The organism is Sphingobacterium athyrii, assembly GCF_003071065.1.
Taxonomy (GTDB): Bacteria; Bacteroidota; Bacteroidia; order Sphingobacteriales; family Sphingobacteriaceae; genus Sphingobacterium; species Sphingobacterium athyrii.
The window spans coordinates 276,424-299,966 of sequence record NZ_QCXX01000010.1; the positions used below are offsets into that span (position 1 = coordinate 276,424).

19 protein-coding genes are annotated in these 23,543 nt (G+C 42.4%); 7 read left to right on the forward strand and 12 right to left on the reverse strand.

Translation table 11 applies throughout. The annotated features are described in order from the left end of the window. Positions 1 to 122: 122 nt before the first annotated feature. The 5 genes from pstB to DCO56_RS27420 all read right to left on the reverse strand — a co-directional run bounded on the left by pstB (position 123) and on the right by DCO56_RS27420 (position 4,276). Entirely contained in the window at positions 123 to 869 is a 747-nt protein-coding gene (gene pstB / locus DCO56_RS27400) for a phosphate ABC transporter ATP-binding protein PstB (RefSeq protein ID WP_108636860.1), read from the reverse strand. Next, positions 859 to 1,716: a phosphate ABC transporter permease PstA gene (pstA, locus tag DCO56_RS27405; protein ID WP_108636861.1), complete on the reverse strand. Its 858-nt coding sequence runs from the start codon at positions 1,714 to 1,716 to the stop codon at positions 859 to 861. Before pstA ends, pstB begins: the two co-directional genes overlap by 11 nt. Beyond that, positions 1,706 to 2,596 carry a phosphate ABC transporter permease subunit PstC gene (gene pstC, locus DCO56_RS27410; RefSeq protein ID WP_108636862.1) on the reverse strand — a complete coding sequence of 297 codons (891 nt, stop codon included), beginning with the start codon at positions 2,594 to 2,596 and terminating at the stop codon, positions 1,706 to 1,708. Before pstC ends, pstA begins: the two co-directional genes overlap by 11 nt. Before the next feature lie 6 nt (positions 2,597 to 2,602). Further along, positions 2,603 to 3,463 carry a PstS family phosphate ABC transporter substrate-binding protein gene (locus DCO56_RS27415; RefSeq protein ID WP_241254836.1) on the reverse strand — a complete coding sequence of 287 codons (861 nt, stop codon included), beginning with the start codon at positions 3,461 to 3,463 and terminating at the stop codon, positions 2,603 to 2,605. A gap of 318 nt (positions 3,464 to 3,781) precedes the next feature. Further along, positions 3,782 to 4,276, reverse strand: a complete 495-nt coding sequence (locus DCO56_RS27420) for a hypothetical protein (protein ID WP_108636863.1) — start codon at positions 4,274 to 4,276, stop codon at positions 3,782 to 3,784. 137 nt (positions 4,277 to 4,413) lie between these two features. On the opposite strand from DCO56_RS27420, the gene DCO56_RS29405 reads away from it, so the two are divergent. Then, positions 4,414 to 4,560 (forward strand): hypothetical protein, encoded by a 147-nt coding sequence (locus DCO56_RS29405; protein ID WP_181390691.1) that lies wholly within the window; start codon positions 4,414 to 4,416, stop codon positions 4,558 to 4,560. 225 nt (positions 4,561 to 4,785) lie between these two features. Here the strand turns inward: DCO56_RS29405 and DCO56_RS27425 are convergent, their stop codons facing one another. Together DCO56_RS27425 and DCO56_RS27430 are read right to left on the reverse strand one after the other, a co-directional pair. Continuing rightward, the gene (locus DCO56_RS27425) at positions 4,786 to 5,289 is read right to left on the reverse strand and encodes a helix-turn-helix domain-containing protein (protein WP_108636864.1); all 504 of its coding nucleotides are present in this window, start codon (positions 5,287 to 5,289) and stop codon (positions 4,786 to 4,788) included. A 514-nt stretch (positions 5,290 to 5,803) separates the two neighbouring features. Continuing rightward, positions 5,804 to 5,986, reverse strand: coding sequence for a hypothetical protein (locus tag DCO56_RS27430; RefSeq protein ID WP_146191154.1), 183 nt, complete (start codon positions 5,984 to 5,986; stop codon positions 5,804 to 5,806). A gap of 255 nt (positions 5,987 to 6,241) precedes the next feature. On the opposite strand from DCO56_RS27430, the gene DCO56_RS27435 reads away from it, so the two are divergent. After that, positions 6,242 to 7,129, forward strand: a complete 888-nt coding sequence (locus DCO56_RS27435; RefSeq protein ID WP_108636866.1) for a sugar phosphate isomerase/epimerase family protein — start codon at positions 6,242 to 6,244, stop codon at positions 7,127 to 7,129. A 118-nt stretch (positions 7,130 to 7,247) separates the two neighbouring features. Beyond that, entirely contained in the window at positions 7,248 to 8,066 is an 819-nt protein-coding gene (locus DCO56_RS27440; protein ID WP_108636867.1) for a universal stress protein, read from the forward strand. Positions 8,067 to 8,084: 18 nt separating this feature from the next. On the opposite strand, the gene DCO56_RS27445 is transcribed toward DCO56_RS27440, so the two are convergent. After that, complete coding sequence (locus tag DCO56_RS27445; RefSeq protein WP_108636868.1) at positions 8,085 to 9,566, reverse strand: FAD-binding oxidoreductase; 1,482 nt, start codon at positions 9,564 to 9,566, stop codon at positions 8,085 to 8,087. 141 nt (positions 9,567 to 9,707) lie between these two features. On the opposite strand from DCO56_RS27445, the gene DCO56_RS27450 reads away from it, so the two are divergent. Together DCO56_RS27450 and DCO56_RS27455 are read left to right on the forward strand one after the other, a co-directional pair. Beyond that, positions 9,708 to 12,473, forward strand: coding sequence for a TonB-dependent receptor (locus DCO56_RS27450; RefSeq protein ID WP_108636869.1), 2,766 nt, complete (start codon positions 9,708 to 9,710; stop codon positions 12,471 to 12,473). Positions 12,474 to 12,483: 10 nt separating this feature from the next. Then, on the forward strand, positions 12,484 to 17,193 hold the full coding sequence (locus tag DCO56_RS27455) for a TonB-dependent receptor plug domain-containing protein (RefSeq protein WP_108636870.1): 4,710 nt from the start codon (positions 12,484 to 12,486) through the stop codon (positions 17,191 to 17,193). Between the two features lie 80 nt (positions 17,194 to 17,273). On the opposite strand, the gene DCO56_RS27460 is transcribed toward DCO56_RS27455, so the two are convergent. Both DCO56_RS27460 and DCO56_RS27465 read right to left on the reverse strand, forming a co-directional pair. Next, entirely contained in the window at positions 17,274 to 17,714 is a 441-nt protein-coding gene (locus tag DCO56_RS27460) for a hypothetical protein (RefSeq protein WP_108636871.1), read from the reverse strand. 72 nt (positions 17,715 to 17,786) lie between these two features. Continuing rightward, a complete protein-coding gene (locus DCO56_RS27465; protein ID WP_108636872.1) occupies positions 17,787 to 18,290 on the reverse strand; it encodes a GNAT family N-acetyltransferase in 504 nt (167 codons plus the stop codon). Positions 18,291 to 18,721: 431 nt separating this feature from the next. On the opposite strand from DCO56_RS27465, the gene DCO56_RS27470 reads away from it, so the two are divergent. Both DCO56_RS27470 and DCO56_RS27475 read left to right on the forward strand, forming a co-directional pair. Then, positions 18,722 to 19,987, forward strand: coding sequence for a DUF5009 domain-containing protein (locus DCO56_RS27470; RefSeq protein WP_245935929.1), 1,266 nt, complete (start codon positions 18,722 to 18,724; stop codon positions 19,985 to 19,987). Between the two features lie 107 nt (positions 19,988 to 20,094). Further along, on the forward strand, positions 20,095 to 21,141 hold the full coding sequence (locus DCO56_RS27475; RefSeq protein WP_108636873.1) for a glycoside hydrolase family 18 protein: 1,047 nt from the start codon (positions 20,095 to 20,097) through the stop codon (positions 21,139 to 21,141). Between the two features lie 127 nt (positions 21,142 to 21,268). Here the strand turns inward: DCO56_RS27475 and DCO56_RS27480 are convergent, their stop codons facing one another. Both DCO56_RS27480 and DCO56_RS27485 read right to left on the reverse strand, forming a co-directional pair. Continuing rightward, complete coding sequence (locus DCO56_RS27480; protein WP_108636874.1) at positions 21,269 to 22,420, reverse strand: Gfo/Idh/MocA family protein; 1,152 nt, start codon at positions 22,418 to 22,420, stop codon at positions 21,269 to 21,271. A 20-nt stretch (positions 22,421 to 22,440) separates the two neighbouring features. Beyond that, the gene (locus tag DCO56_RS27485; RefSeq protein ID WP_108636875.1) at positions 22,441 to 23,502 is read right to left on the reverse strand and encodes a sugar phosphate isomerase/epimerase family protein; all 1,062 of its coding nucleotides are present in this window, start codon (positions 23,500 to 23,502) and stop codon (positions 22,441 to 22,443) included. Positions 23,503 to 23,543: the final 41 nt, after the last annotated feature.

A 23,543-nucleotide genomic window follows, 5' to 3' on the forward strand; every position in this document is an offset into this window, starting at 1 on the left:
TAGGGTACCGTTGTTAAATTTATTTTGTGTTCTAAGATGTTCGGCGATACACGAACTCGCCGAACATAAGAGAAAGCAGTGGACCTCCACACAGAAGGTGTGTTTCGGAGTTGCTGAGTGGGTTAACCAAAATGTCCACTGATATAATTACGGGTGGTTTCGTGTTGTGGGTTGTTAAAAATCTGCTGAGTATCCCCCTGCTCGATAATCTCACCGAGATACATGAAAACTGTTTTGTCGGCCACACGCTGTGCTTGCTGCATATTATGTGTGACGATGACAATCGTATATTTTTTTTTCAAATGGTGAATAAGTTCCTCAATCTTCAGGGTACTCACCGGATCTAATGCCGAACACGGTTCGTCCATCAAAATAATTTCGGGGCGCAAGGCTACCGCGCGGGCGATGCAGAGTCTTTGCTGCTGTCCACCGGAAAGCCGGGTAGCAGGCTTTTTGAGATCGTCTTTGACCTCTTCCCAGATATATGCTTCTTCCAATGCCTTTTGCACGGTTGCCTTATCAGCAAGCAGATTGTTGATCTTGAGGCCATAGGTGATATTCTCGTAAATACTTTTGGGGAACGGATTGGCTTTTTGGAATACCATTCCCACACGCTTGCGCAAGTCCGTGACCTCCACATCCTTTTGATAGATCTCGCGGCCATCCAGTTTGATCTGTCCTTCTATCCGGGCTTCCGGATAGAGGTCATGCATCCGGTTGAGGCTTCGCAAGAGGGTACTCTTGCCACAGCCGGATGGCCCGATCAATGCCGTAACTTTATTTTCTTCAAATTCGATATTGATATTCTTCAACACCTGTTTGCTCCCAAACCATAGGTTGAGATGTTCAGCGACCAATTTACTTTTCATTATTTCTAAACTTATACCGAATATAGAAAGCTGTTAAATTCATAAGGAAGACCACGACGATAAGAACTAAAGCGGTACCGTAGGCGATGGGTCTGACCTCTTCGATAGACTGATGTTGTGTTGACAACATATATAGGTGATAGGGGAGTGCCATAAACTCCTGATTGATGTTGCCAAAGGAATTGGTGATATAGAATGCAGCCCCTGTAAAGAGAATGGGGGCTGTTTCGCCGGCAGCTCTGGAGAGTGTCAGGACAATTCCCGTCAGTATGCCGGGCAAGGAAGCGGGAAGCACTACGTCTTTGATGGATTCGAATTTGGTGGCACCCACGGCCAATGCTGCCTCACGCATGCTCCGGGGTATACGGAGCAGGGCCTCCTCAGTTGTTGTGATAATATAGGGAAGGGACAAGAGACCCAAGGTCAGTCCAGCTGATAAAATTGAAGTTCCGAAATTCAACGCCTGAACAAACAACGCCAGACCAAAGAGACCATAGATAATAGATGGGACACCGGATAAATTACGGATGGAAGCACGGATCGTTCGGGTCAGCCAGGTGTTCTCAGCATATTCGTTGAGGTAAATGGCGCAACATATTCCAAAGGGAATGGAGAAGATCGCTGTGATCAATGTCAGAAATACAGTACCAATAATCGGGGTTAGAATGCCGCCCTGTGTCATGCCATTGGTAGGCAGTTTGGAGACAAATTCCCAGGACAGCACGTGATAGCCTTTGGTAAAGATATCGTATAGGATCACGCATAAAAAGAAGCAGACTAGTCCTGTGGAGAGGAGAAGTGTACCCCATTCAACGATCGGCGCCAGTTTTTTGAATTTATGCTGCATGATATTTTCTAAAGCGGTTAATAAAATATTCACCAATTAGATTGGCTACCAAAGTCATAAAGAATAAGACAATCGCTATGGCAAATAGGGCATAATAGTGTGTTGTCTGATAAGGTACTTCACCCATTTCAATGGCGATCGTTGCGGTAATGGTTTTGACCGAATCAAAAAATCCTTTCGGAAAGATCGCTGCATTGCCAGTTGCCATGAGTACGGTCATGGTTTCGCCGATCGCTCTTCCCAGTCCCAGCATGACCGCTGCAATGATTCCCGGAGCTGCTGCCGGGATCGTAATCTTGCGCAATGTCTGCCAACGCGATGCGCCGAGGCCATAACTTGCTTCACGATAGGTTTGTGGTACCGCATGAATGGCGTCTTCGGAAATGGTAATGATGGTTGGCAGGGCCATAATCGCTAGTAAGATCGCACCATTTAACGCATTTAGTCCATTGGGCAAGTTGTTCAGATCTGCTATTCCGGGACCAACGAGCACGATCCCCAAAAAGCCGATCACGACGGAAGGGATTGCGGCAAGCATCTCTATGGTCGGTTTTAAAACTGTTTTGAGTTTGGGACTCGCATATTCGGAAATAAAAGCTGCTGTTCCCACACCAAGTGGGATGGCAATTAGCATGGCGCCCAGCGAAACAATCGAGGTGCTCACAATTAAAGGCAGGATACCGTACGCAGGCTCTGCAGCAGTGGGATTCCATTGGCTTCCAGTAATAAAATCGAGCGGTGAAACTTCCAGAAAGAAGGCAATGGCGTTATAGAGCAACATAAAGAAGATGCCTCCCAGAAGCGCAAGAACCAAATATCCGGTAGACTTGAATATGATTTTGGCGATCTTATCGATGGTTATTCGTTTTTTGTACTGCATGTTATTTTATTGGATAAGGTAATAACCTGAGTTTTCAATAATCTTCGTTCCTTCCCCTTTGGTCTCGAATTGGATAAATGACAGGACCTTGTCCCATGATTTTTCGGGAATAAACTGATAGAGGGGCCGTTGGAAAAAGTACAACCTATTTTTTATAGCTGTCGGATCTAAGGGGGAAATGGCATTGGAATCTACTTCATTTTTGATTTTCAATACCTTGATTCCTTTGTTGTCCTGAATCTTTTTGGATATATAACCGGCACCGACATAACCGATACCTGACTTGTCGATTTTGATGGCTTCCAATATCTGTGCATTACCGGTCATTTCTTTGGCCTTTTGGCTGTAGGCTATTTTTAGCTTCTTGCGAATAAATGAGTAAGTTCCCGAACTGCTCTGTCTACCATAGATATTGATTGGGACATCCTGTCCAGAAATTGATTTCCAGTTTTCAACCTGTCCACTCATGATTTTTGAAAGTGTTTTTACATCGATTTCCGTGATCGGATTGTCACTATGAACAACGAAAGCGGTAGCATCTTCGGCAAAAACAACAGTTTTCAGCCGTATATCTTTCTTTTGAAAGAGTGTCTTCTCTTCGTCAGTAAGCGGGCGTGAGGAGTTGGCAATATCTGCCTGTCCATTCAAAAGTGAAGTAATACCCAAACCTGAGCCGCCGCCGGAGATGGCTATGCTGAAGGTTGGATCCGTCTTGTTATATGCTTCGGCAAGATTAACAGCAAGGTTGACCTCGGTATCGGAACCTTTCATCTTGATGGTATGGTCATTATTTCCACAGGCGCATAAGAGGATACTGAAACTTAAAAGTACAGTAGAAATAAGACGATGGAAAGTCATGTTATTCATTCTTACTAAGTTAAACAGAAGAAGAATGATTTTGTGTTAGCGTTATGTTATCTTATTGTGAAGTCATATTTTGTAAATATATTTTCTGTTATCTGCCCATTGCACTCCTGAGTCCCTTTGGCGGAAAACCGATCACTTTTTATGAACTTTTTAGCAAAAAAGGGTAAGCGGACACGAAAAATGAAGAAAGATATACAATAGGGTTTGCATGTAGGCTTTGATGTTGGACGGGAGGAGGAGATGTGGATCGTGCAAAAAAAAACAGGCAAAAGCCTGTTTTCGTGTTATTATATCATAAAGAATTTCTGCGGGGATGTTTTAAAATAAGAGTATTGCGAAGACAGGAATCAGTGCAACCAAGGAATACATGACAACTGTCCTTTTGTGGAGATATAGACTGATGGATAGTAATAGCTCGTTGTTTTCCACACTCGCTATTGTTCCACTATTTCCCATAGCAGAGGGATTTATTTCGGCAATTTGGCCCTGTTCGTTTTCGATTTTCCAGGCTGACATCCACATATTTCGCGGGCTCCATTTGTATTTCTTTTCAATGAGGCTAATGGTCGCTCCACCGGTCCAATCGTTGTATTCGATGTCACCGATCAGTTCACCATGTTTATTGCGTATTTCAGTATATGGGTTGAAAAGCCCTTTGTTTTTAAAACTATATTGATCTGAGCGAATAGAAACATTGGCATCTAATGTCCAATCATTGGACTCCAACGAGCCGATCAGGCTATCATTGTTATATAACTTTGATTTATTTCCCAATAAATTGCTTTTCCAGTTGTAAATAGATCTCTTTTCCATAATTGTCTAGTTTAATATGTTTATTTTTCAAATTAGTATGAGCATCGGGAATTATGTTACAGTTTTTTTAAAAAATGTGATAAATATCTTATAGCCACCCTTATTCTAATAAAAAGATCGGCGATGTAAAGTGACCAATGGCGAGCCTGGGACGAAAACACCTGTTGATAACGGCGGATGTCATTTTGGGCGGTCTATTTCGTTTGCATCGTATGTTCAGTGATATGGACCGGGAGGTCGAGAAAGGAAACTCTTCTTTTCTGATGTTCTATTACGCTGTTTAAATGGGTGTTATGTTTTAGAAGTGAGTTATCCACACTATGTGGATAACATGTTGATAAGTATAAATGTGGCTATCTGTACTTTTCTGTTTCTTTTTTGGCTGGACACACAGCATTCATCATTTTGTCGTCAATAACTTTCAATGTATGTCATATCGGGCAAGAAAACTCAGGAAGTGCTACGGAAGTACGGTGTTCGATTTAATGATCTGGGTACTTTCAAAAGGGCTAACCGTTTTCGGAAGGTTTCGACGTAGTGCTGCTTTTTTTTCGATATTCCTTAAAATTACCCCGTTGTTTATATTCCAGTGCACCCTCCTCGCAGTAAGCGGAAAGATGCACGGAGAACTTGTTGCTTTGGCTTTTATCCACGCCCAATTCATCTAGAACCTCTGCTACGCGCTTAGGCGTATGAAAGAAACTGGAATGATAAACCAGATCGTCCAACTTTTTGCTAAGGGCAATTCTTTCCTGTACATCGGGAGGTAGGGAATAAGGAGGCTTGAATTCGATATCTTTTTCAAAGAAAGTTTTGGGCTGGATCTGGAGACTTTGACATAATAACAAAAAGTTCGTTAGGGTAAGGTCTTTTCCCTTTTCTATTCCATTAAGTGTACCTGTAGAAATTCCAGTCAGGTTTGATACATCCCGTAAGGAATAATAAAGCTCATGCCGTTTTGCACGAAACCGTAGCCCTATAGCTTGAAGTTTTCCTCTATCGTTATCCGTCATGCAACGAATTGAATGATATTTTGCGCAATAATATTATTAAAATTTTGTTTAAAAATTTGCAGTTATATTTTTCTTTTTTATATTCGTTGTAATATGATATTTAGAGAATATTTGGTATTTCAATTTTAAATATCTGTTCTTTTAGTGATATGTTGTTGAAGTGATGTTTTCTTTTTGGTCAGCGCATTTTAAAAATTGCAAAATTTCCCTATATCTGTTGTTCCGGGATAAACCGGTACATACCAATGAAAAGCAATAGAAATAAGTCAACTTGCCCAGCTCCGGCATTCCATCGAATCCGTCAATTTCGCCGAAGCTGGGGTAGGTTGCACAAGAGTATACATGTAATGTAAGGGTCTAGCGCATAAGTGGCTAAGCACACTTTGACTCGGATAAGCTCCTTTGATGCCAGCTGGCATCCATGCATTCTAATTGTGCAATTGGAATTATTACAATTTTATCGAGAAGATAAAATATAAAGCTAAGACGGTACACAAAAAACGTGCACTCACCTTTAATCTGCACTCATAAAATAATAGATCAAATAAAATACAATCAGCACACAAACGGCAATGATTAATGTGCGTTTGATATTGCGGCCTGCAGGTGCATCGTCTTTTTCTTCAACGGCTACATCAGGTAATTTTTCCTCCGGCTTGTCCTGGCTATGCTCTGGAGTATTGAATTGATTTTCCATTTTTTTTTGTGTTGTCCTATGCATAGAACATGTTTGGTGGGTAAATCGTTTAAGATGTTCAATTTTTTGGAAGAAAAAAGATTCCTCTTGTTATAGAGAACAGGCGGTGTGAATAAATAAAAGTCCAAAAGCGTTGCGTTTTTTAGAGTATTTGCATACATTGCAACTGCACTTAACACGAATAAACCTAAACAACCCGTAAACGTATGTTTACCATAACTTTCGTGTTGGATAGGTCGGTAATAAATAAAACACATGAAAAGAAGAACGCTTATCGGATCATTCATGGCTGGCTGTATGCTATTGGCCATCAATCCGACTTTTGCGCAACAGAAAGCCGCAAAGAAAGAAATTGGTCTACAGTTGTACTCCGTACGTGAGGAAATCAGCAAGAACCCAAATTTCGATCAAATTTTACAAAAGATCGCTGCACTTGGGTATACGGGCGTAGAAGCTGCCGGTTATAATGCTGGCAAACTATACAATCTGAGCCCGCAGGAATTTAAAGCCAAGGTAGAAAAAGCAGGGATGAAGGTCCTTTCTTCCCATGCAACCAAAACATTGTCTGCGCAGGAGCTTGCCTCTGGAGATTTCTCCGAATCCTTGAAATGGTGGGACCAATGTATCGCTGCCCACAAGGCCGCTGGAATGAAATATATTGTGACACCTTGGATGGATGTGCCTAAGACACTCAAAGACTTAGAAACACAATGCCGTTATCTAGATGCTGTGGGGGCAAAATGCCGTGAGCAGGGATTGCTTTATGGATACCACAACCACGCTCATGAATTCAAAAAGGTTGAGGATAAAGTAATGTACGATTACATGCTGGAGCATACCAATCCCGAAAATGTATTTTTCGAAATGGATGTCTACTGGGCAGTAATCGGTGATGTCAGTCCGGTTGATTACTTCAACAAATATGCGGGTAGATTTAAGGCTTTACATATTAAAGACCACCGTGAAATCGGTCAAAGCGGAATGGTCGGATTTGATGCGATCTTTAATAATGTCAAAACAGGTGGACTGAAATACTTGTTTGTTGAATTGGAAGAAACACATAATGATATTTACACAGGTCTTGAGCAAAGTATAGACTACCTGAAAAAGGCTCCTTTTGTAAAGGCCAGCTATTCTAAATAGCCGTTAATCGGGAGAAAATTGACGATGCTGAGACAATTGTCCGGTTGATAGATTTATTATTTTTCGTTAACTTGAGTGGATTAAAAAGGGATTTTTTAATCGTATTAAAACGGAAAATATGAAACGGATTATTGTTGCTACAGACTATGCTGAAGAGGCAGAACATGCCCTAAAGTTTATACTCGAAGTTTTTGCTGGTAAAAAATATGAGATCATCTTGTTCTCCCTGCAGAACCCTTCAATACATGCGATGAACGCACGTCTTTCTCCCGATTCCATGTTCAAAATTTTTGAACATCAAAACAAGGTTTTAACCGATAAAGCGGAGGGTATCACGCGGCAAAGTGGGGTGCCTGCTCTTCCTTATCTGGCAACGGGTTTATTCTACGATCAGATTACAAAATGTATTCAGGAGACGGGTGCCGACTTATTAGTCATGGGTATGGCCAAACGTTCGTTTGACCAGGATATGTTGGGTAATACTACTACGTCTGCCATCAGTAAACTAAAAATTCCTATTCTATCTGTTCCACTTGGGGCACAATTTAGCGGGCTTAAGCATATCCTCTTCGCCTGCGACATCGTACGCGGGGTGCAAAAAGAGATTCTTGAAAAGGTGAAAGATTTCGCAACTGACTTTAATGCCGTATTGGAAGTGCTTAATATCCGTAAAACCGTTGAGCAGCTAAATGAAGAAAAGGGAAATGAAACCCGGGCGGCAATCGGAGACGTCATGGGCATTGTCAGCTACTACTATAAAAATGTAACGTCTAATGAGGTGGTCAAAGCCATTCGTGACGAGGTTAAAGAAAGTAATACTGATCTTTTGGTCATGATTCCCTATAAATATGGTTTCTGGAACTCACTGACGCATCGGAGCAAAACGCGTATGATGGCCTCAGGCCTGGATGTTCCGCTGCTGACCATTTCAATATAATTGGTCAGGTCTCCTGGATTATTTGTAGTGTCTATAAAACTTGTTGTTGAAGAGTTCCGAAGGATCGTATTTTATTTTAGTTCTGAAAAAACTGCCTGCTTGCGGATAGACTTTTCTCATTTTGTCTTTTGCGATATGTAGGCGATAGGGGAGATAGTATGTCCCCTCGTTTTTAATGGCTGCATCTACCAGAAGATTCGTGAGGCTATGCATATCAGTCTCTTGCAGGGCTGTTTTTTTCTGATTGAACAAGAGCACAAAACCAAATACATCTTCCCGCGCATAATTTAAATAAGCGTCATGGTCCCGATTGACGGCGCGGATGGTAATGTTCAGCAGATCCAGTTTCGATTTTAATAAAATAGGTTTTATGTCCTGGATGAAATTCATGAAATTTCGTTCTGGAATAAAGTATTCGTGGAGCAGATCCGTCGATGTGGTATCTTTGTTTTCGATTAAGGAGACTTGGCTATCCATGATCTCATTTCGGGTAAATGTGAGATGCCGTGCAGGAATGGCCGAAGATGTTTCAAGATCCCAGCGGAGCCGCTTTCCATATTCGCTATTGACACTACCCCTAAATATCAGTCTTTTGGTTTCTTCAATTTTCTTTTCCTGTCGGAAAAGCTGTATCGGCGGTTCTTCTGTCTGTTCAAAATAATTGAGTGTCGCCTCCGCTAGAAAATGTTTTTTGGAAACGCGTAATCGCCCAAAAACCAGATCTACTTTCGGATTGTCAAGAATATATTTTTTATAATACTTCGTATAATTTTCTGGAGCTAAGTTGACGTAATGATATTTTAGGGACTGATTATCGACAACTTTGAGCTTTACATCGAGTATAATACCAAATAGACCATAGCCACCAAGCACATGATGAAACAGTTCCGTGTTCTCGTCGCGGCTGCAGAGGAGTACCTGACCTCGGGCATTCATTAGTGTAAAGGAAAGTACGCTGGAAGCTAAGGGCGGCGAATTCTTTTGCCATCCATGTCCATTGACACTCAGTGATCCGCCAACAGAAAATGAACTAAAAGCTTGCATCACAGCAATTGATTTACCATAATGGTCTAAATAGTGAATGGCATCCGACCAAAGTGCACCTGATCCGATGCTCAGTATATTGTTTACTGTGTCAAGCTGCATGTGGTTATAAGGGAGCATATTGATCACTATACCACCGGGATACATTGTATGCCCGCCCATACTGTGACGGGCTCCAGCCAACGCTATTTTTAACCCCTCGGTATTTGCATAATGCAGAATTTGCCGCAATTGATTTTCAATTGCCGACCTGTCTTTTGGTATAGCAATGATGGTATCGACTCTGGTCAGGTTAAGCGCGCTAGCATCATCCACATGCCGAGCAGGAAGCACCCTGTGATTATCTGTTTCTCTCCATTTGGTTCTGAGGAGATGGATAATGGGGAATGCAATAACCACTAAAAGAATAAGCAAGGTTAGCAATGAATAACGTTTGGTCCTTTGGGTTATACGCATGGTCTCCGTTCAATTTAATAATGTGAACGATCCCAAGGATAGTTCACTACCAAAATAATATAAATTTATTGTTTTTTAATTTTATTTTTATCCGAAAAGATAGTTAACCGAGTTCTGTAAAAAGTCTCAAAAAAAAATAATATGCGTTATGGAATTCCGTTGCTTGCTGCATCCCTGTTCAAATTATTACTTGAAAAGATGATAAAATATATCTCTTTGTGTTTATTTATCTGTGCTGCTCAGACGCTATTTGGTCAGGTACAACGTTACGAAGGTAAGATTACAGACGCCTTCGGAAGGCCATTGAAAGATGCTGCAGTGATTCGTGTTGCCGACAATGTCGTATCCAGTTTTGACGAACTGAATGCCGGATTACATAAAGGCAAGGTGATACACACTGATATCAATGGTGTATTTGGAATGGATCTCAATGACCGTGATAAAATACAGTTATGGAAATATCCAGTTCAGTTACCTAAGGCTTACCAGTTATATGAGTTTCGATCGGATCCCTTTAATAAGTCCGGAGGTTATCTTGTGGAGCTTGTGGCGGCAAGAGAACAACATACCGACGTGAATTTGTTTCCAATGGATACCTCGATCGCCAGAAGTTCCTCCAGGCCTGTCGTTTTGAGAAATAATGGCGGTTCTTACTATAGTATGAGTGAGAACAAAAATCGAGTGTATATCTATCAGAACCCAAAGCCGGGGTATGGATTACTAGATATCAATCTGACACTTGGTGGATCTATCAATAAAGCGGATGATCGTGTAAAATTACAAAGGGATTATGTACAGGGGCATGCGCTGAGTGGGCAATTGGTGGCTTCGAAAGATGTTCCTTACAGCTGGGGACCTTTGGTCGCCCAGACAGACCTACCTACAGTTTACAATAACAAAAATATCTATCGGAGCGGATATCAAGCCTCCACGACACTGGATATGACCTATAAGCAAGATGGCCTGGGAAAATTCTATGGAGAAGTCGAATATAGCAAGAAGCAGGGGGTATTTGATCCGAACAAAACTAATTCCTGGGGGGCGCAGCTAAATTATTCCCGTCAATTTGGAATAGGACATCGGCTCCAGGTTTTGAATAAATTCAATCAATCCGATGAAAAAATGCCTATGATAGGTAATAACTACGCTAATGTACTCATGGGAGCCTATCTATCGCCAGTAAATTTTGATGCTAAATCACAACCGAATGCTAATATTTCAACTGTATATACCAATCCCTGGTTTTTATTAAAAAATAATCGCGATAATCAATTCAATCAGAAATATCTAGGGACACTGAAATATGAATGGGATCATAACCGCTTTTTTTGGGGGGCACAGCTCAGTTATCAATACCAACAAAATACATTAAACTATGGCCTTGTTGGAAACATGGACGAAGGGGATCGGGATATATTTGTCAACCGTAAATTAAAAACAAAATTGTTTGATACGAATATACAGGGTAAGTATTATTTGGCGGCAGGCAAAAAGTTGTATTTACAGGGGAATTTCTGGTACAAAAACCAATGGATGTCTTTAAACCGTTCTGTAGCGAGTTTTGCGCCGGTCTCTTTGCTACATCGGTCTTCGGAATTCCAGGCCGGACTGATAGCGAAGGAATTTGGTGGTTACAATAACAACTGGACCTTTGACCTATTGCCGAGTATGTTGGTAAGCAACAAAAGCAAAAATAAGACAGTCTTCAATTTTGTTGGCCAAGTGGAAAGAAGGTTTGATTTTGATTTGTTTGACCGGGGAGATATTATCGCTAATGTATGGGGGCAATTCAATCTTTCACATCTTGAACCCAATCAGATCAATAATGATATACAATTTGGTCTGATGCGATATTCCATCAAGGATTTTCAATCCTTCCTACCCATGGACGAATTGCTATTGCGGGATCCTGTGGATAAATTGCAACGGAAAGTTAATTATGAGTTCGGTGCTTCTCTAAAACGACATGGGTGGAGCCTTGAAGGGAATTTTTATCAATTTTATGTGAAGAACGGTTATGCCCCAATTTGGCAAGACAATCAATATCGCTTGAACAATGCGGTTGATTATCAACAAAAGGGATTTCGGATGGCCATTTCTTCTCAGTTTGGAATCTTCAATAGCCCGTTGAACTGGTATCCAAGACTGGATTTTCACCGCTATATCAATAAGGTAGATAAAATCCATTTGGAAGCTGATCGTATCCAGATAGCTGGTATGCAGGAGATCAGTAAAAACTATATTGTTGGACAACCAGTCGGCGTGATTATGGGAACAGCATATGCGCGTACCGCTGACGGCCAGCTACAGATTGATGGAGATGGCTATCCTATTGTGGCCCCTGAGCAAAAGATTCTGGGAAACCCAAATCCCGATTTTGCTTTGATCTTTGGTAATACATTGCAATATAGGGGAATCCGTTTCGATATTGATCTCGAATGGAGCAGGGGAGGTAAAGTCTGGAATGGAACACGACAAATGCTCAATTATATGGGGCGCTCGTTAGAAACCGCCTCCGGACGATTGTTAAAAGATCAATTATTTCCGGGGATTGACGCACAGGGAAATAGAAATAATAAATTGGTAGACTATTATGATCCAGCAGCGGGTACTGAAAATAATAGGTGGGTGCGTTACGGTCTATCAGGAGTGGCAGAAGATGTTATCGAAGACGCAAGTTACCTACGTCTTTCCAGAATAAATCTCTCACGTAGTTTTGATATATCCTGGCCATATCTCAACAAAATTGATCTGACGCTTTATGCGGAGAACCTGATGTATTGGAGTAGATATAAAGGGAATTATCCCGGGGCATCCCTCTTAGGGCAGAGTAATGCCGTGGGCTTGGATTACTTTAACTCACCATTGATGAGGACTTTTGGTTTTAACGTTGTACTGAATTTTTAACCTAGATGCCATGATTAACGACAATATAAATGCTAAGGGAAAAAGGCTGGATAAAGGATCTGTGTTTGAGACCAGATCGCGGCTAAGCAAAAAGGGAAAGCACTATAACCTGAAAAATTATATCGGATCTTTTTTGAGTTGTTTTTTTACAATAACATATGTGTTATTTACAGTTAGTGTTTTTGGTCAGGCACAGATAGTCCAAAATAAAATAAGGGAGTACGCCGGTCTTCTGCCTTTGGAACGTGTATATGCACATACAAATAAGACGATTTTTGCGCCGGGAGAGACAATTTATTTTACAACTTATCTCTGTAATACTGACTTCGGTGAATCCGATCGGAGTGATCTTGTTATTGTAGACTTGATTGCACCAAATGGACAGGTCATTCAACATAAGCAATTTGCCGCAAATGCAATTTATGCCAAAGGAAGTCTCCAATTGGGGAGACAGCTTGCAGGAGGTATTTATAAATTGAAAGTGCAGACTCCTTGGATGGTCAATTTCCCAAATCTCGCTTATGAGAAAGACATCACTGTCATGCGGACCAATCCACCACGGCTCATCATGCAGTTGGAACTTGAAAAGGAATCTTACGGAAAAGGAGAAACTGTCGCTGCAGATTTTGTGATTAAAGACCTGGGGAATCACCCACTTTCAAATCAGTCTTTTGCTTATGAAGTGAGTATCGGTGGTCAGTTGTATCTTTCACAGGTGGCTAAGACTGACCATTTAGGTAAATCCCAAATAACATTTGCATTGCCGGCAGTTTTGGAAAATAAACATGTGAGCTTGAATGTCCGTTTTGTACACCAGCAGCTGATTGAGTCGATATCTAGGAATGTCCCTATTATTCTCGAAGATATCGATCTTAAATTTATGCCTGAAGGTGGCTATCTTCTGGAAGACTTTTCTAACGTGGTGGCATTTAAAGCTTTGAATGCAGAGGGATTTCCGGCTGATATCGCGGGGGCCATCTATGACGATGGGGGGAATAAGATCTGCAATTTTTCCTCCTTTCATCAAGGTATGGGGAAGTTTTCATTCATCCCTAAAAGAGGGCGAACCTATTATGCGCAATTGGAAAAGCCTTATCGTACCAATAAGCCCATTGCGCTGCCTACGATGAAAAACAGCGGTATAAAGGTGCAACTGGAAGAGCAATCAAAAAATGAATTGAGCTTGCGGGTCATCAGTAGTATGGACAGCCGAGTGGGTTATTTTATCCGGAAGGAGGATAAAATCTTTCGTACAGGCGAGATGACAGTAACTAAGGGGACAAATTCGCTCAGGTTATCAAAAGAAGGCTTACCACAGGGGGTACTAAGTATCTCTATTTTGCAGGGTAGGCAAATCTTGAGCGAACGGTTATTCTTTAATACGATGAACGATGGACTACAGATTCATGTAACGAGCGATAAAGCGATCTATAAGACTCGTGAGGATGTGAAGCTGACGATTGAGACTCAGGATGCTAGGGGTAAATCTGTGCCGGCAGCGATATCACTGAGTGTTGTCGATGATAAGGTTTTAAGTTATCTGAACGATAAACAGCATGATATACGCTCTTGGATGTGGCTGGGCGCCGCAGTGCAAGGCGAAATCTATCAACCCGCCTTCTATTTTGATCCAAGCAAAGACAAACGTACACAAGCCCTTGATATGCTTATGCTGACACAGGGCTGGCGAAATTATACCTGGGATAAGGTGTTGAGCAACGAAGAGCTTACGGTGGTCAAGACACAGCCGAATAATATGCTCAAGGGAGTAGTCTATAGACAGGGCAAGGGACGAAATACGGCATATTCTTCAAAAATGTATGTCGTTGCAGATAGCTTGTTGTACACGGTAACTCCGGATAAACAAGGACGTTTTGCAATTCGTACTATCCCGTGTGATTTCTGGCGAATCTATATCCCCACACATCGGAAAAATGAGTTTTATTATGTTGCTGCATCTCAAGATGAAGTCGCGGTCTCAGTAAGGCAAAAGCGGCAGGCGACTGATCCTGTTTTGGTGAAATTGGAGACGACTCCATTGGTCCAACACATCAATGATGAAATGCCCCTTCCGCCGAAAATAGAAATGGAGCCACAGGCACCTGATGGGGATGCGATCCTGGAAGAACTGGTTGTCCTCGGCTATAATGTAGATCGAAAGACAACAGTGACGGGGTCAACAATGGCGATCAGTAGCAGCGATCTCTATGCACAAGCGAATTTAATCTCGGCCTTATCGGGCAAGGTCGCTGGAGTGATTGTCAGCCCTTTGGCTGAAAGGTCAAATGCGCCAGTTGTAATTCGTGGGATGAACTCCATTGGTGGCACCGGTGGTCCTCTTTTTGTTGTGGATGGGGTAGCCTATAACGAAGCCAATATGACGAATTTTGCTGGATTTCCACCTGAATTGATCCAAAGTATTTCGATATTAAAAGATGCATCGGCAACAGCTATTTACGGTGCCCGTGGAGCTAACGGTGTGATTCTTATCACAACGAAAGGCGGGAAAGGGATTGAGGGAGATGCTCGGAGCCTTTTTAGCAATAGCCATCTTGTTGGGGGGCAAAAATACCTGGCCTTGAACACGGTATTTCGAAAGGTTCGTTTTGATCAGCCACAGGAGTTTTATATACCCAAGTATAAAAACAGACAGGCCTTGATCAAAGATGATTTTCGGGATAATATCTATTGGAATTATCATATCGAGACCGATGCCCAAGGGCGGGCCCAGATTACCTTTCCTAATGCGGATGAGCATACTTCTTATCGGATCATAACGGAAGGGGTTGGTAAAAATGGTCTAATAGGACGTAGTCAACAGACAACATATCAAGTGAAAGACGAAATAGGCTTAGACGTCAAACTGCCTTTGTATGCTTCTCAGGGAGATTTGATCAATGCGCAATTACTGGTTGATAATACAAGGAAGGAGCCGCTATCCGTCAGTAGCCGGGTCGACTTGATTGGAAACAACCTTGAATGGAAATCTGAGGTTAACGCTACAAAAATAGGGGCACAGGAACAAAGCCCGTTGCTTGTACCACTTGAAGTAAAGCAGCCTTCGAATGAAAAAGACAAGATCCGTTTTTCTATCCGTAGCGATTCCACGGTACTGGGAATTATAAAGGATATCAAATTGTTTAATAAAGGATTTCCTGTGGAGTTCGGGCATTCAACATCTAAATATCTGGAATATGAATTTGAACTTAAAAATGCAATCAAGGGTTCGCAACGGCTTTCGGTGGAGCTATATCTCAATCCATTGAAGCAGATTACGCAGGGACTGGAACGCATTGTACGTGAGCCATACGGTTGTTTCGAGCAGGTTTCTTCATCCGTCTATCCCAATATATATGCACTTTCCCTCCTTCAGCAAATTAGGGGGGATGAATCCTTGCAACGCAAAACACAAGAGTTTTTGACTAGTGGTTATAAAAAATTAGCGGCCTACGAAATCAAAGGAGGGGGCTTTGATTGGTATGGAAAACCGCCGGCACATGAGGTGCTTTCAGCTTTTGGTTTAATTGAATTTATGGAAATGAAGCCATTTATCGCTGTAGATCAAAAGATGATCGAACGTACTCAGAACTGGCTTTTATCAAAAAAAGATGGTCGGGGTGGATACCATCAGGGAGCGGGAAGGTACGCTTTTTCGGGGAATCGTGAGTTGATAAATAATGCTTATATCACTTATGCATTAAGCGTTGCAGGTGTAGGGGCGGAGATCGAGCTGGAGTTTCAAAAGGCTTATCAGGAAGTCCTGGGGTCAAAAGATCCTTATCGTATGGCAATAATAGCGCTTACCGCAAAAAATCTCAATAAAGCAGAGCAATTGGAAAGCCTGAAATTACGCATCAAGGAACTGCTTCCCATGGTAATTGAAGATAAGAAAGGCTTGGCCGAAGGAAGTATTACGAATTCGGATGGACGCTCGTTGCGAAATGAAACGCTGGCCTGGATCGCTCTTGTTTTTCAATTGGAAAACAAAGCATCCCAGGAATTGACCGCTTGTATGGATGCACTTGTAAAATCTGCAGATCGGGGTTACTATGGTTCAACCCAGGCAACGGGACTCGCCTTGAAAGCTGCAACAGGATATTATCAACTGTTTGATCAGGATATGCGCGCGAAAAAAGGAAAAAAGATGGAGCTATGGCTGGACGGTCAACTACTGATCCGCGATACCACACTCCAGGCTGATTCGCTGAGCAGACTATTTTTGACAGAGCTGCCTGCAGGAAAGCATCAAATCTCCATCCGCTTGGAAAACATGGATTATGCTGTGGCTTCCTACCGGTTTAATTATATGACAACGGTGCCGCCAAGCGCTAGGGATCGCGTATTGGATCTTTCGACATCATTATCCAGCAATCGCATTCGTATGGGCGATAATACAGTACTCAAGGTACGGCTATACAATACACGGGATAAGGCGGCTTCTATGCCATTGGCGAAGATCGGTATTCCAGGGGGACTAACTCCCGAACCACAGCAATTGAGGGATTTAATGGAAAAAGGTTTTGTGGATTACTATGAAATTTTTGAGAATTACCTGGTGTTATATTGGCGCGGAATTGACGCCAAAGAAGCTAAAGAGCTGTCCATAGACCTCAAAGCCCAGGTACCGGGAAAATATCAGGGCGCCGCATCTTCGGGCTATTTATATTATACCGAAGAACTAAAAGATTGGCAAGAAGGATTAAAAGTCGAAATTGAGTAATCAAATAAACTATTTGTACGATCGGATTAAAGAAAGCCTGTCAACATAATTTTGACAGGCTTTCTTTTGTTTTAAAAGTTTTATTGTAATAATGGTAAAATTTTGTTCCAGATCTGCTGGTAAATCTTATCATCTCGAATGATACCTTTATTTTCGTCGTAATAATTGGGAGAATCAAAGCTTCCGCCTCTACGGCGTTCGATCAGGAATATATTGAGGACAATTTTAGCTGTTCCATCGGATAAGGGACTAACCAAAAAATTGGAAATTTTTGTATCGCCTTCATTACTAAATAATCCTGTGTTTTTGTTGTATACACTTGTCTGTATAAAACCTGAAGAACGGTCTAATTTATCAATATAATAGCCGCTTTCATGGAGAGCCTGTACAATTTTTGTATAGGCAGAATCTGCAGGGATCATGATGGTCTTGGTCCGCTCGGGATTTTGCGCTGAGGCTGGATTGATCCAAAAGAATATAGAGAGAAACGACAATAGCAATGTGTGTGATTGTGGAGTCATACCTGTGGCTTTAAGCGTATAAAATAATTACTTAAAGCTAATGATTTTTCTCTTGAAAGCCAATTGGGTGACTTAACTTACCCTTTTACCCAATATTTTTAAACTCCGTTCTACACCGTCCAGCGTAGCGATATTTGGGAGATTCGCCCATTCCTGGAATCCCATTTTTTCGAATAGTGTAATGCTCGGGACGTTATGCGCAAAGATGAAGCCTAATAAGGTATGTACTCCGAGTGCCGGAGCTTTGTCTATACAATACTGAAGGATTTGTTTACCCAGTCCACGGCCCCGTTGCTGTTCATCCAGGTAAATGCTGATCTCTACTGTGGCATCGTAGGCCGGCCGGCCATAGAACGACTGAAAACTCACCCAGCCTAGGATATTGTTATTTTCGTCCTCTACCAACCAAAGGGGTCTTTTTGACGGACTATGCTCGTCAAACCATTTCTGTCTACTTTCTGCTGACACTGGACTGGTGTCAGCTGTGACCATTCTGGATGCAATGGTGGTATTGTATATCGCAACGATACGGGGTAAGTCTGCCCGGCTGGCGTCCCGAAATATTAACTGACTCATGCTACAAGTTATTTTAGATCTTAATCCAAAAATATCAGTTTTACCGTATAGTTGATGCTTTTTGTCAAAGTTTTTACTCCTGATGAATGCACGGTTGTCTTTTGAAAAGCTACAAAATTGCTAAACAGATTGATACTTAAATATTTTGTGTAAACGGTGGTCTATCATTGGCCTTATGCAAGGGGTAATCACATCTATATGCTATTCAAAAAACTCATTCACCTGTGATATGATCTAACTACCAACTTATAAGAGCAGAAATTACACTAATTTGAACATTTTTTTCGCTTGAATATGACTTAATTTTATCATCTTAGGATAAGCAAATAGCTTTTGTTTGCTCAATATAAACCTTAGTACAAGAAAAATGATATACGCTCAGTTTATGATGGCTATATCTTGTGGTTCTTAATTCTTTGGAGCTGCCGATCATGCGGGATAGCATAGGAATTGAGTGTTTGGCCTGTGTGACAGCTGATTTCTTGGGATTTATCGATAGCATTATGGATCAACAACAACCTAAACAATCAATTCGAATCCGCTCAATGGATGTCATGCGTGGTATGACGCTATTTCTTATGTTATTTGTCAACGATTTATTCGCTCCTGGTGTTCCCAAGTGGATGCTGCATACGGAAGCGGATGTCGATGGCATGGGATTGGCAGATTGGGTTTTTCCGGGATTCCTTTTCATGGTGGGAATGGCTGTACCTTATGCCGTGGCCGCGCGGGAAAAGACGGGGGAGTCCATGGGGCTTATCTTTTCCCATATTGTCATCCGTACGGCGAGCCTGATCCTGATCGGTGTTTTGATTCTGAATGGAGGCCGTCTGGATGCCACATTGACAGGGATGTCCAATTTTTTGTGGTTAGGTTTATTGTACCTTTGCGTATTTATGGTTTGGAATAGGTTTCCGACGAAATCGGGAAATCAAGCCTTATTTAAGGGGATACGTTTCCTTGGGATCTTGGGGATCTGTTACCTGGTCTATCGTTTTAAAGCCTCCGATGGTAAAGGTCTGGAAATCGGTTGGTGGGGAATCCTGGGCTTGATTGGATGGGGCTATTTCGCCGCAGCTGCCACATTTGTATTAAGCAGGGGACGGCTTGCTGTTGTGGGATGCGCATGGTTGCTGTTTCTCGTTCTGAATATCCTGTCCCAAACAACGTTCAAATTACATGTTCCGGTCCTCGGAAATTACCTGAATGTGTTGTTGTCTGGCAATGTTCCTTGCATTGTATTGGCCGGGACAATCATTGGTATACTGATCAGACGATATGCGACTGCACCTAAAATGCTTTTGTGTCGACTGCTGGTTATTGGCATACTGTGGCTGACTGGCGGATTTGTGCTGCGCTCCTGGTTTATACTGTCCAAAATTCATGGTACGCCGAGCTGGGCGCTGCTATGTTGCGGTATAAGTGTACTGTTATTGCTACTTATCTATTACCTCATAGATATCCGGAAATACCATAATGGAATATTTGTCTTTGAGGAGGCCGGTAAGAATTCGCTGACCACCTACCTTGCCCCGGATTTGATTTATTTCATCTGTTGGGGATTTCAGATTCCTTTATTTTTCTATAAGCAATCGAGTAATATGGTGTTGGCAGTCGGTGGTTCGTTGCTATGGGCCTTCGCCATGCTGTGGTATGCTATTTTATTGAAAAAGATGAATATCTATTTAAAACTTTAAAAATCCGCGGGTGATAACCTGTTTATCCTGTTGTTTGCCAGAGGTCATCATGAAGTTGATTGGCCCAGAATTAGCATTATTAATTTTCAATTTTTATTATAATCAGTATGAAATCTAAACATGTTACGAAACCTCTAAAGCTATTCGCCTTTAGCTTTGCGGCGATAGCTTTATTGACAATGATTATTTGTCCCCAAAAGAGCTATGCATTTGAAAAAAATAAAAAAGTGGTGATTGCTTATGTGACTTCCTGGTCAAGCGTGATGCCGGATCCGACGTACCTGACACATATCAATTATGCATTTGGTCATGTAAATGATCATTTTGACGGTGTGCGCATTGACAATGAAACAAGATTAAGGAGTATCACTGATCTGAAGAAAGCGCATCCTCACCTTAAAATACTGCTTTCCATTGGAGGTTGGGGAAGTGGCCGCTTTAGTGAGATGGCTGCTGATGCTGCTAATCGGAGAAAATTTGCGGGGGATTGCGCACGTGTTGTAAAAGAGTTTAAGCTTGACGGCATTGATATTGACTGGGAATACCCGACCAACTCTTCTGCCGGTATTTCCGCGACGGAATCGGATACAGAAAATTTTACGTTGCTAATGCGGGATATTCGTAAGGCCATCGGTAGGAAAAAGTTATTGACACTGGCCTCTGTATCAAGTGGTCAATATATTGCATTCGACCAGATTAAAAACGACGTGGATTTTGTGAATATCATGACCTATGATTCAGGCAATCCTCCTTATCATCATGCGAGCCTGCACCGTTCATCTTTATCGGGGCGCACGACCTGTGCTGAGGCCGTTAAGGCGCATATCGCTGGCGGTATGCCTGCCGAAAAGCTGGTGCTTGGCATTCCATTTTATGGACGCGGAAATAAAACCGATATCAAAGGTTTTATCGACTATAAGGATCTCCTGAATTTGCAGGGTTTTGAACAGAAATGGGATGATGAAGCGAAGGCACACTATTTGGTCAATGCGCAAGGAACTCTGGTATTAACTTTTGAAACGCCCGAATCCATTGCCCTGAAATGTGAGTATGTGCATGAGCGGGGATTACTAGGTGCAATGTATTGGGAGTATGCCGGTGATACCGAGGGGGGCATACTGCGAGATGCGGTGTATAAGGGTATTATACGTTGATATTAGAATTCCTAAAAATTGTGAAAACCGAAATTACTGAACTATCTATAAGGCTTCTTATTTGATGATGATGCAGTAATTTCGGTAAGGGAATCTATTGCTGAAGTCTATATTGTCGTGATGGTCATCAGAATGCTGTCCATTTTTGACTGGACTGTCCAGAAGCTATCACTGTTTCGATAAATTTCATTCCCCTTGCTCCATCTGCTACCGTAGGAAAATCCAACATGGCCTCGGTAGGACTGGTATCGTTTAAGTTGGCGAGAATTGTAGCTGAAAAATTTCTGTAGATATTGGCAAATGCTTCGATATAACCTTCCGGGTGTCCGGCCGGCAAGCGAGTGTTGTGCTGGGCGAGGGAGGAAAGATATTGCTGTCCTGCACGAAATATTTGAGCTGGTTCATTGAGCCATTTTAGTAGAAGAGTATTCGGATCCTGCTGGTTCCATTCCAACCCTGCTCTCTCGCCGTATATCCGTATTTTTAAAGCATTTTCTTCGCCTGCCGCTACCTGTGAGGCTGAGAGCACTCCTGTCGCATCATTTTCAAATCTCAGTAGGACATTTCCGTCATCTTCCAATCGTCTTCCAGCCACGACGGTTCGCAGATCGGCACATATTTGGGTTATTTTTAGGCCGGAAATATATTCAGCCAAATGGGCCGCATGCGTTCCGATATCACCCATGCAACTGCTCAATCCACCTTTTTCGGGATCTGTTCTCCAGGCAGCAAGTGGAGATTCCGTCTCGATTAACGTGCTCAGCCAGCCCTGTGGATATTCTACCATGATTTTACGGATATTGCCAAGTTTGCCTTCGCGTACCAGCTGGCGCGCCTGTTTGACCATGGGATATGCCGAATAGGTATAGGTGACGCAAAGCAGGAGTCCTGTTTCATTGATTTTCTGCTGTAATAATTCCGCTTCTTTGCGCGTGAATGTCATGGGCTTTTCCAGCAGCACATGAAACCCGTGTGTCAGGGCTAGCATGGCTGGCTCAAAATGGGCAACATTTGGAGTTACAATGCTTACAAAATGCATCCGTTCGTCAGGTGGTAGCTGACTTTCGCGCAGGATCATTTCCTGAAAATTTGCGTAGATTCGATCCGTGGGGAGCGAAAGGAGTTCTCCAGATTCCTGTGCTTTAACGGGATCCGAACTTAATGCGCCGCAACATAGTTCGATCTGTCCATCTATACCTGCTGCCATACGGTGTACGGCACCAATAAAAGCATTTTTGCCACCCCCCACCATGCCCATCCTGATTTTTTTGATTTCCATAATAACTGTATTTTAGGCTGTTAATCGTCTGATAAACCTATCAATTTTCGATTCAGGTTGTCATCAGGACCAGCAGATGCAAAGTCGTCGAATGCATGATCACTTACCCGAATAATGTAATCCTTGATATGTTGTGCGCCTTCACGGGCCCCATCTTCGGAGTTTTTAAAGGCACATTCCCATTCCAGGACTGCCCAGCCCTTAAAATCATATTGCGTCAGCTTGGTAAAGATCGCCTTAAAATTGACCTGCCCATCGCCAATGGAACGAAAACGGCCAGCCCGTGCTTGCCAATTTTGATAACCACCATATACACCTTGACGGCCAGATGGATTGAATTCAGCATCTTTTACATGGAACATTTTGATCCGCTCGTGATAGATGTCGATGAATTGCAGGTAGTCAAGGCATTGCAGTACGAAATGTGAGGGATCGTACAGGATATTTGCCCGTTTATGATAAACGACTTTTGCAAGGAACATGTCGAAAGTGACACCATCGTGCAGATCTTCACCGGGATGGAGTTCATAGCAGAGATCCACATCGTATTGTTCGCAGGCATCCAATATGGGGAGCCACATATTGGCGAGTGCCGTGAATCCTGTTTCCACTAGATTCTCCGGACGTTGCGGCCAAGGATAAACGTAGGGCCAAAGAAATGCACCGCTGAACGTCGCAAGGGCCTTCAGTCCGAGGTTATGGGAGGCTTTGATCGCGTAGTAGAGCTGCTGTACAGCCCATTGCTGCCGCTCTTTGGGATTATTATGCAGTTCTGACGGTGCGAATGAGTCAAATAACGGGTCAAAAGAAGGGTTTACAGCAATCAGCTGCCCTTGGAGGTGCGTGGATAGTTCGGTGATCTCCAAGCCGTAGGATTGCACAGTAGTCTTGAGCTGCAATGCATAATCTTTATCTTCCGCAGCTCTTTGGAGATTGATCAATCGAGCATCCCAGGTAGGTATCTGGATACCTTTGTAACCGATCGAGGCAGCCCATTTACAGATGCTTTCCAGGGTATTGAACGGCGCGTTGTCACCGGCAAATTGCGCTAAAAAAATAGCAGGTCCTTTAATTGTTGTCATAAATATTTTTTATGTAAATAAGATTGCCCATAGGGGGTGGC

What these genes read in the sequence shown, in the direction of transcription:
- DCO56_RS27420 (WP_108636863.1), bottom strand. Translation starts at nt 4,276, where the DNA reads ATGGAAAAGAGATCTATTTACAACTGGAAAAGCAATTTATTGGGAAAT.
- DCO56_RS27415 (WP_241254836.1), bottom strand. Translation starts at nt 3,463, where the DNA reads ATGAATAACATGACTTTCCATCGTCTTATTTCTACTGTACTTTTAAGT.
- pstB (WP_108636860.1), bottom strand. Translation starts at nt 869, where the DNA reads ATGAAAAGTAAATTGGTCGCTGAACATCTCAACCTATGGTTTGGGAGC.
- DCO56_RS27455 (WP_108636870.1), top strand. Translation starts at nt 12,484, where the DNA reads ATGATTAACGACAATATAAATGCTAAGGGAAAAAGGCTGGATAAAGGA.
- DCO56_RS27475 (WP_108636873.1), top strand. Translation starts at nt 20,095, where the DNA reads ATGAAATCTAAACATGTTACGAAACCTCTAAAGCTATTCGCCTTTAGC.
- pstA (WP_108636861.1), bottom strand. Translation starts at nt 1,716, where the DNA reads ATGCAGCATAAATTCAAAAAACTGGCGCCGATCGTTGAATGGGGTACA.
- DCO56_RS27425 (WP_108636864.1), bottom strand. Translation starts at nt 5,289, where the DNA reads ATGACGGATAACGATAGAGGAAAACTTCAAGCTATAGGGCTACGGTTT.
- DCO56_RS27440 (WP_108636867.1), top strand. Translation starts at nt 7,248, where the DNA reads ATGAAACGGATTATTGTTGCTACAGACTATGCTGAAGAGGCAGAACAT.
- DCO56_RS29405 (WP_181390691.1), top strand. Translation starts at nt 4,414, where the DNA reads ATGGCGAGCCTGGGACGAAAACACCTGTTGATAACGGCGGATGTCATT.
- DCO56_RS27430 (WP_146191154.1), bottom strand. Translation starts at nt 5,986, where the DNA reads ATGGAAAATCAATTCAATACTCCAGAGCATAGCCAGGACAAGCCGGAG.
- DCO56_RS27465 (WP_108636872.1), bottom strand. Translation starts at nt 18,290, where the DNA reads ATGAGTCAGTTAATATTTCGGGACGCCAGCCGGGCAGACTTACCCCGT.
- DCO56_RS27460 (WP_108636871.1), bottom strand. Translation starts at nt 17,714, where the DNA reads ATGACTCCACAATCACACACATTGCTATTGTCGTTTCTCTCTATATTC.
- DCO56_RS27435 (WP_108636866.1), top strand. Translation starts at nt 6,242, where the DNA reads ATGAAAAGAAGAACGCTTATCGGATCATTCATGGCTGGCTGTATGCTA.
- DCO56_RS27480 (WP_108636874.1), bottom strand. Translation starts at nt 22,420, where the DNA reads ATGGAAATCAAAAAAATCAGGATGGGCATGGTGGGGGGTGGCAAAAAT.
- DCO56_RS27470 (WP_245935929.1), top strand. Translation starts at nt 18,722, where the DNA reads ATGCGGGATAGCATAGGAATTGAGTGTTTGGCCTGTGTGACAGCTGAT.
- pstC (WP_108636862.1), bottom strand. Translation starts at nt 2,596, where the DNA reads ATGCAGTACAAAAAACGAATAACCATCGATAAGATCGCCAAAATCATA.
- DCO56_RS27485 (WP_108636875.1), bottom strand. Translation starts at nt 23,502, where the DNA reads ATGACAACAATTAAAGGACCTGCTATTTTTTTAGCGCAATTTGCCGGT.
- DCO56_RS27450 (WP_108636869.1), top strand. Translation starts at nt 9,708, where the DNA reads ATGCGTTATGGAATTCCGTTGCTTGCTGCATCCCTGTTCAAATTATTA.
- DCO56_RS27445 (WP_108636868.1), bottom strand. Translation starts at nt 9,566, where the DNA reads ATGCGTATAACCCAAAGGACCAAACGTTATTCATTGCTAACCTTGCTT.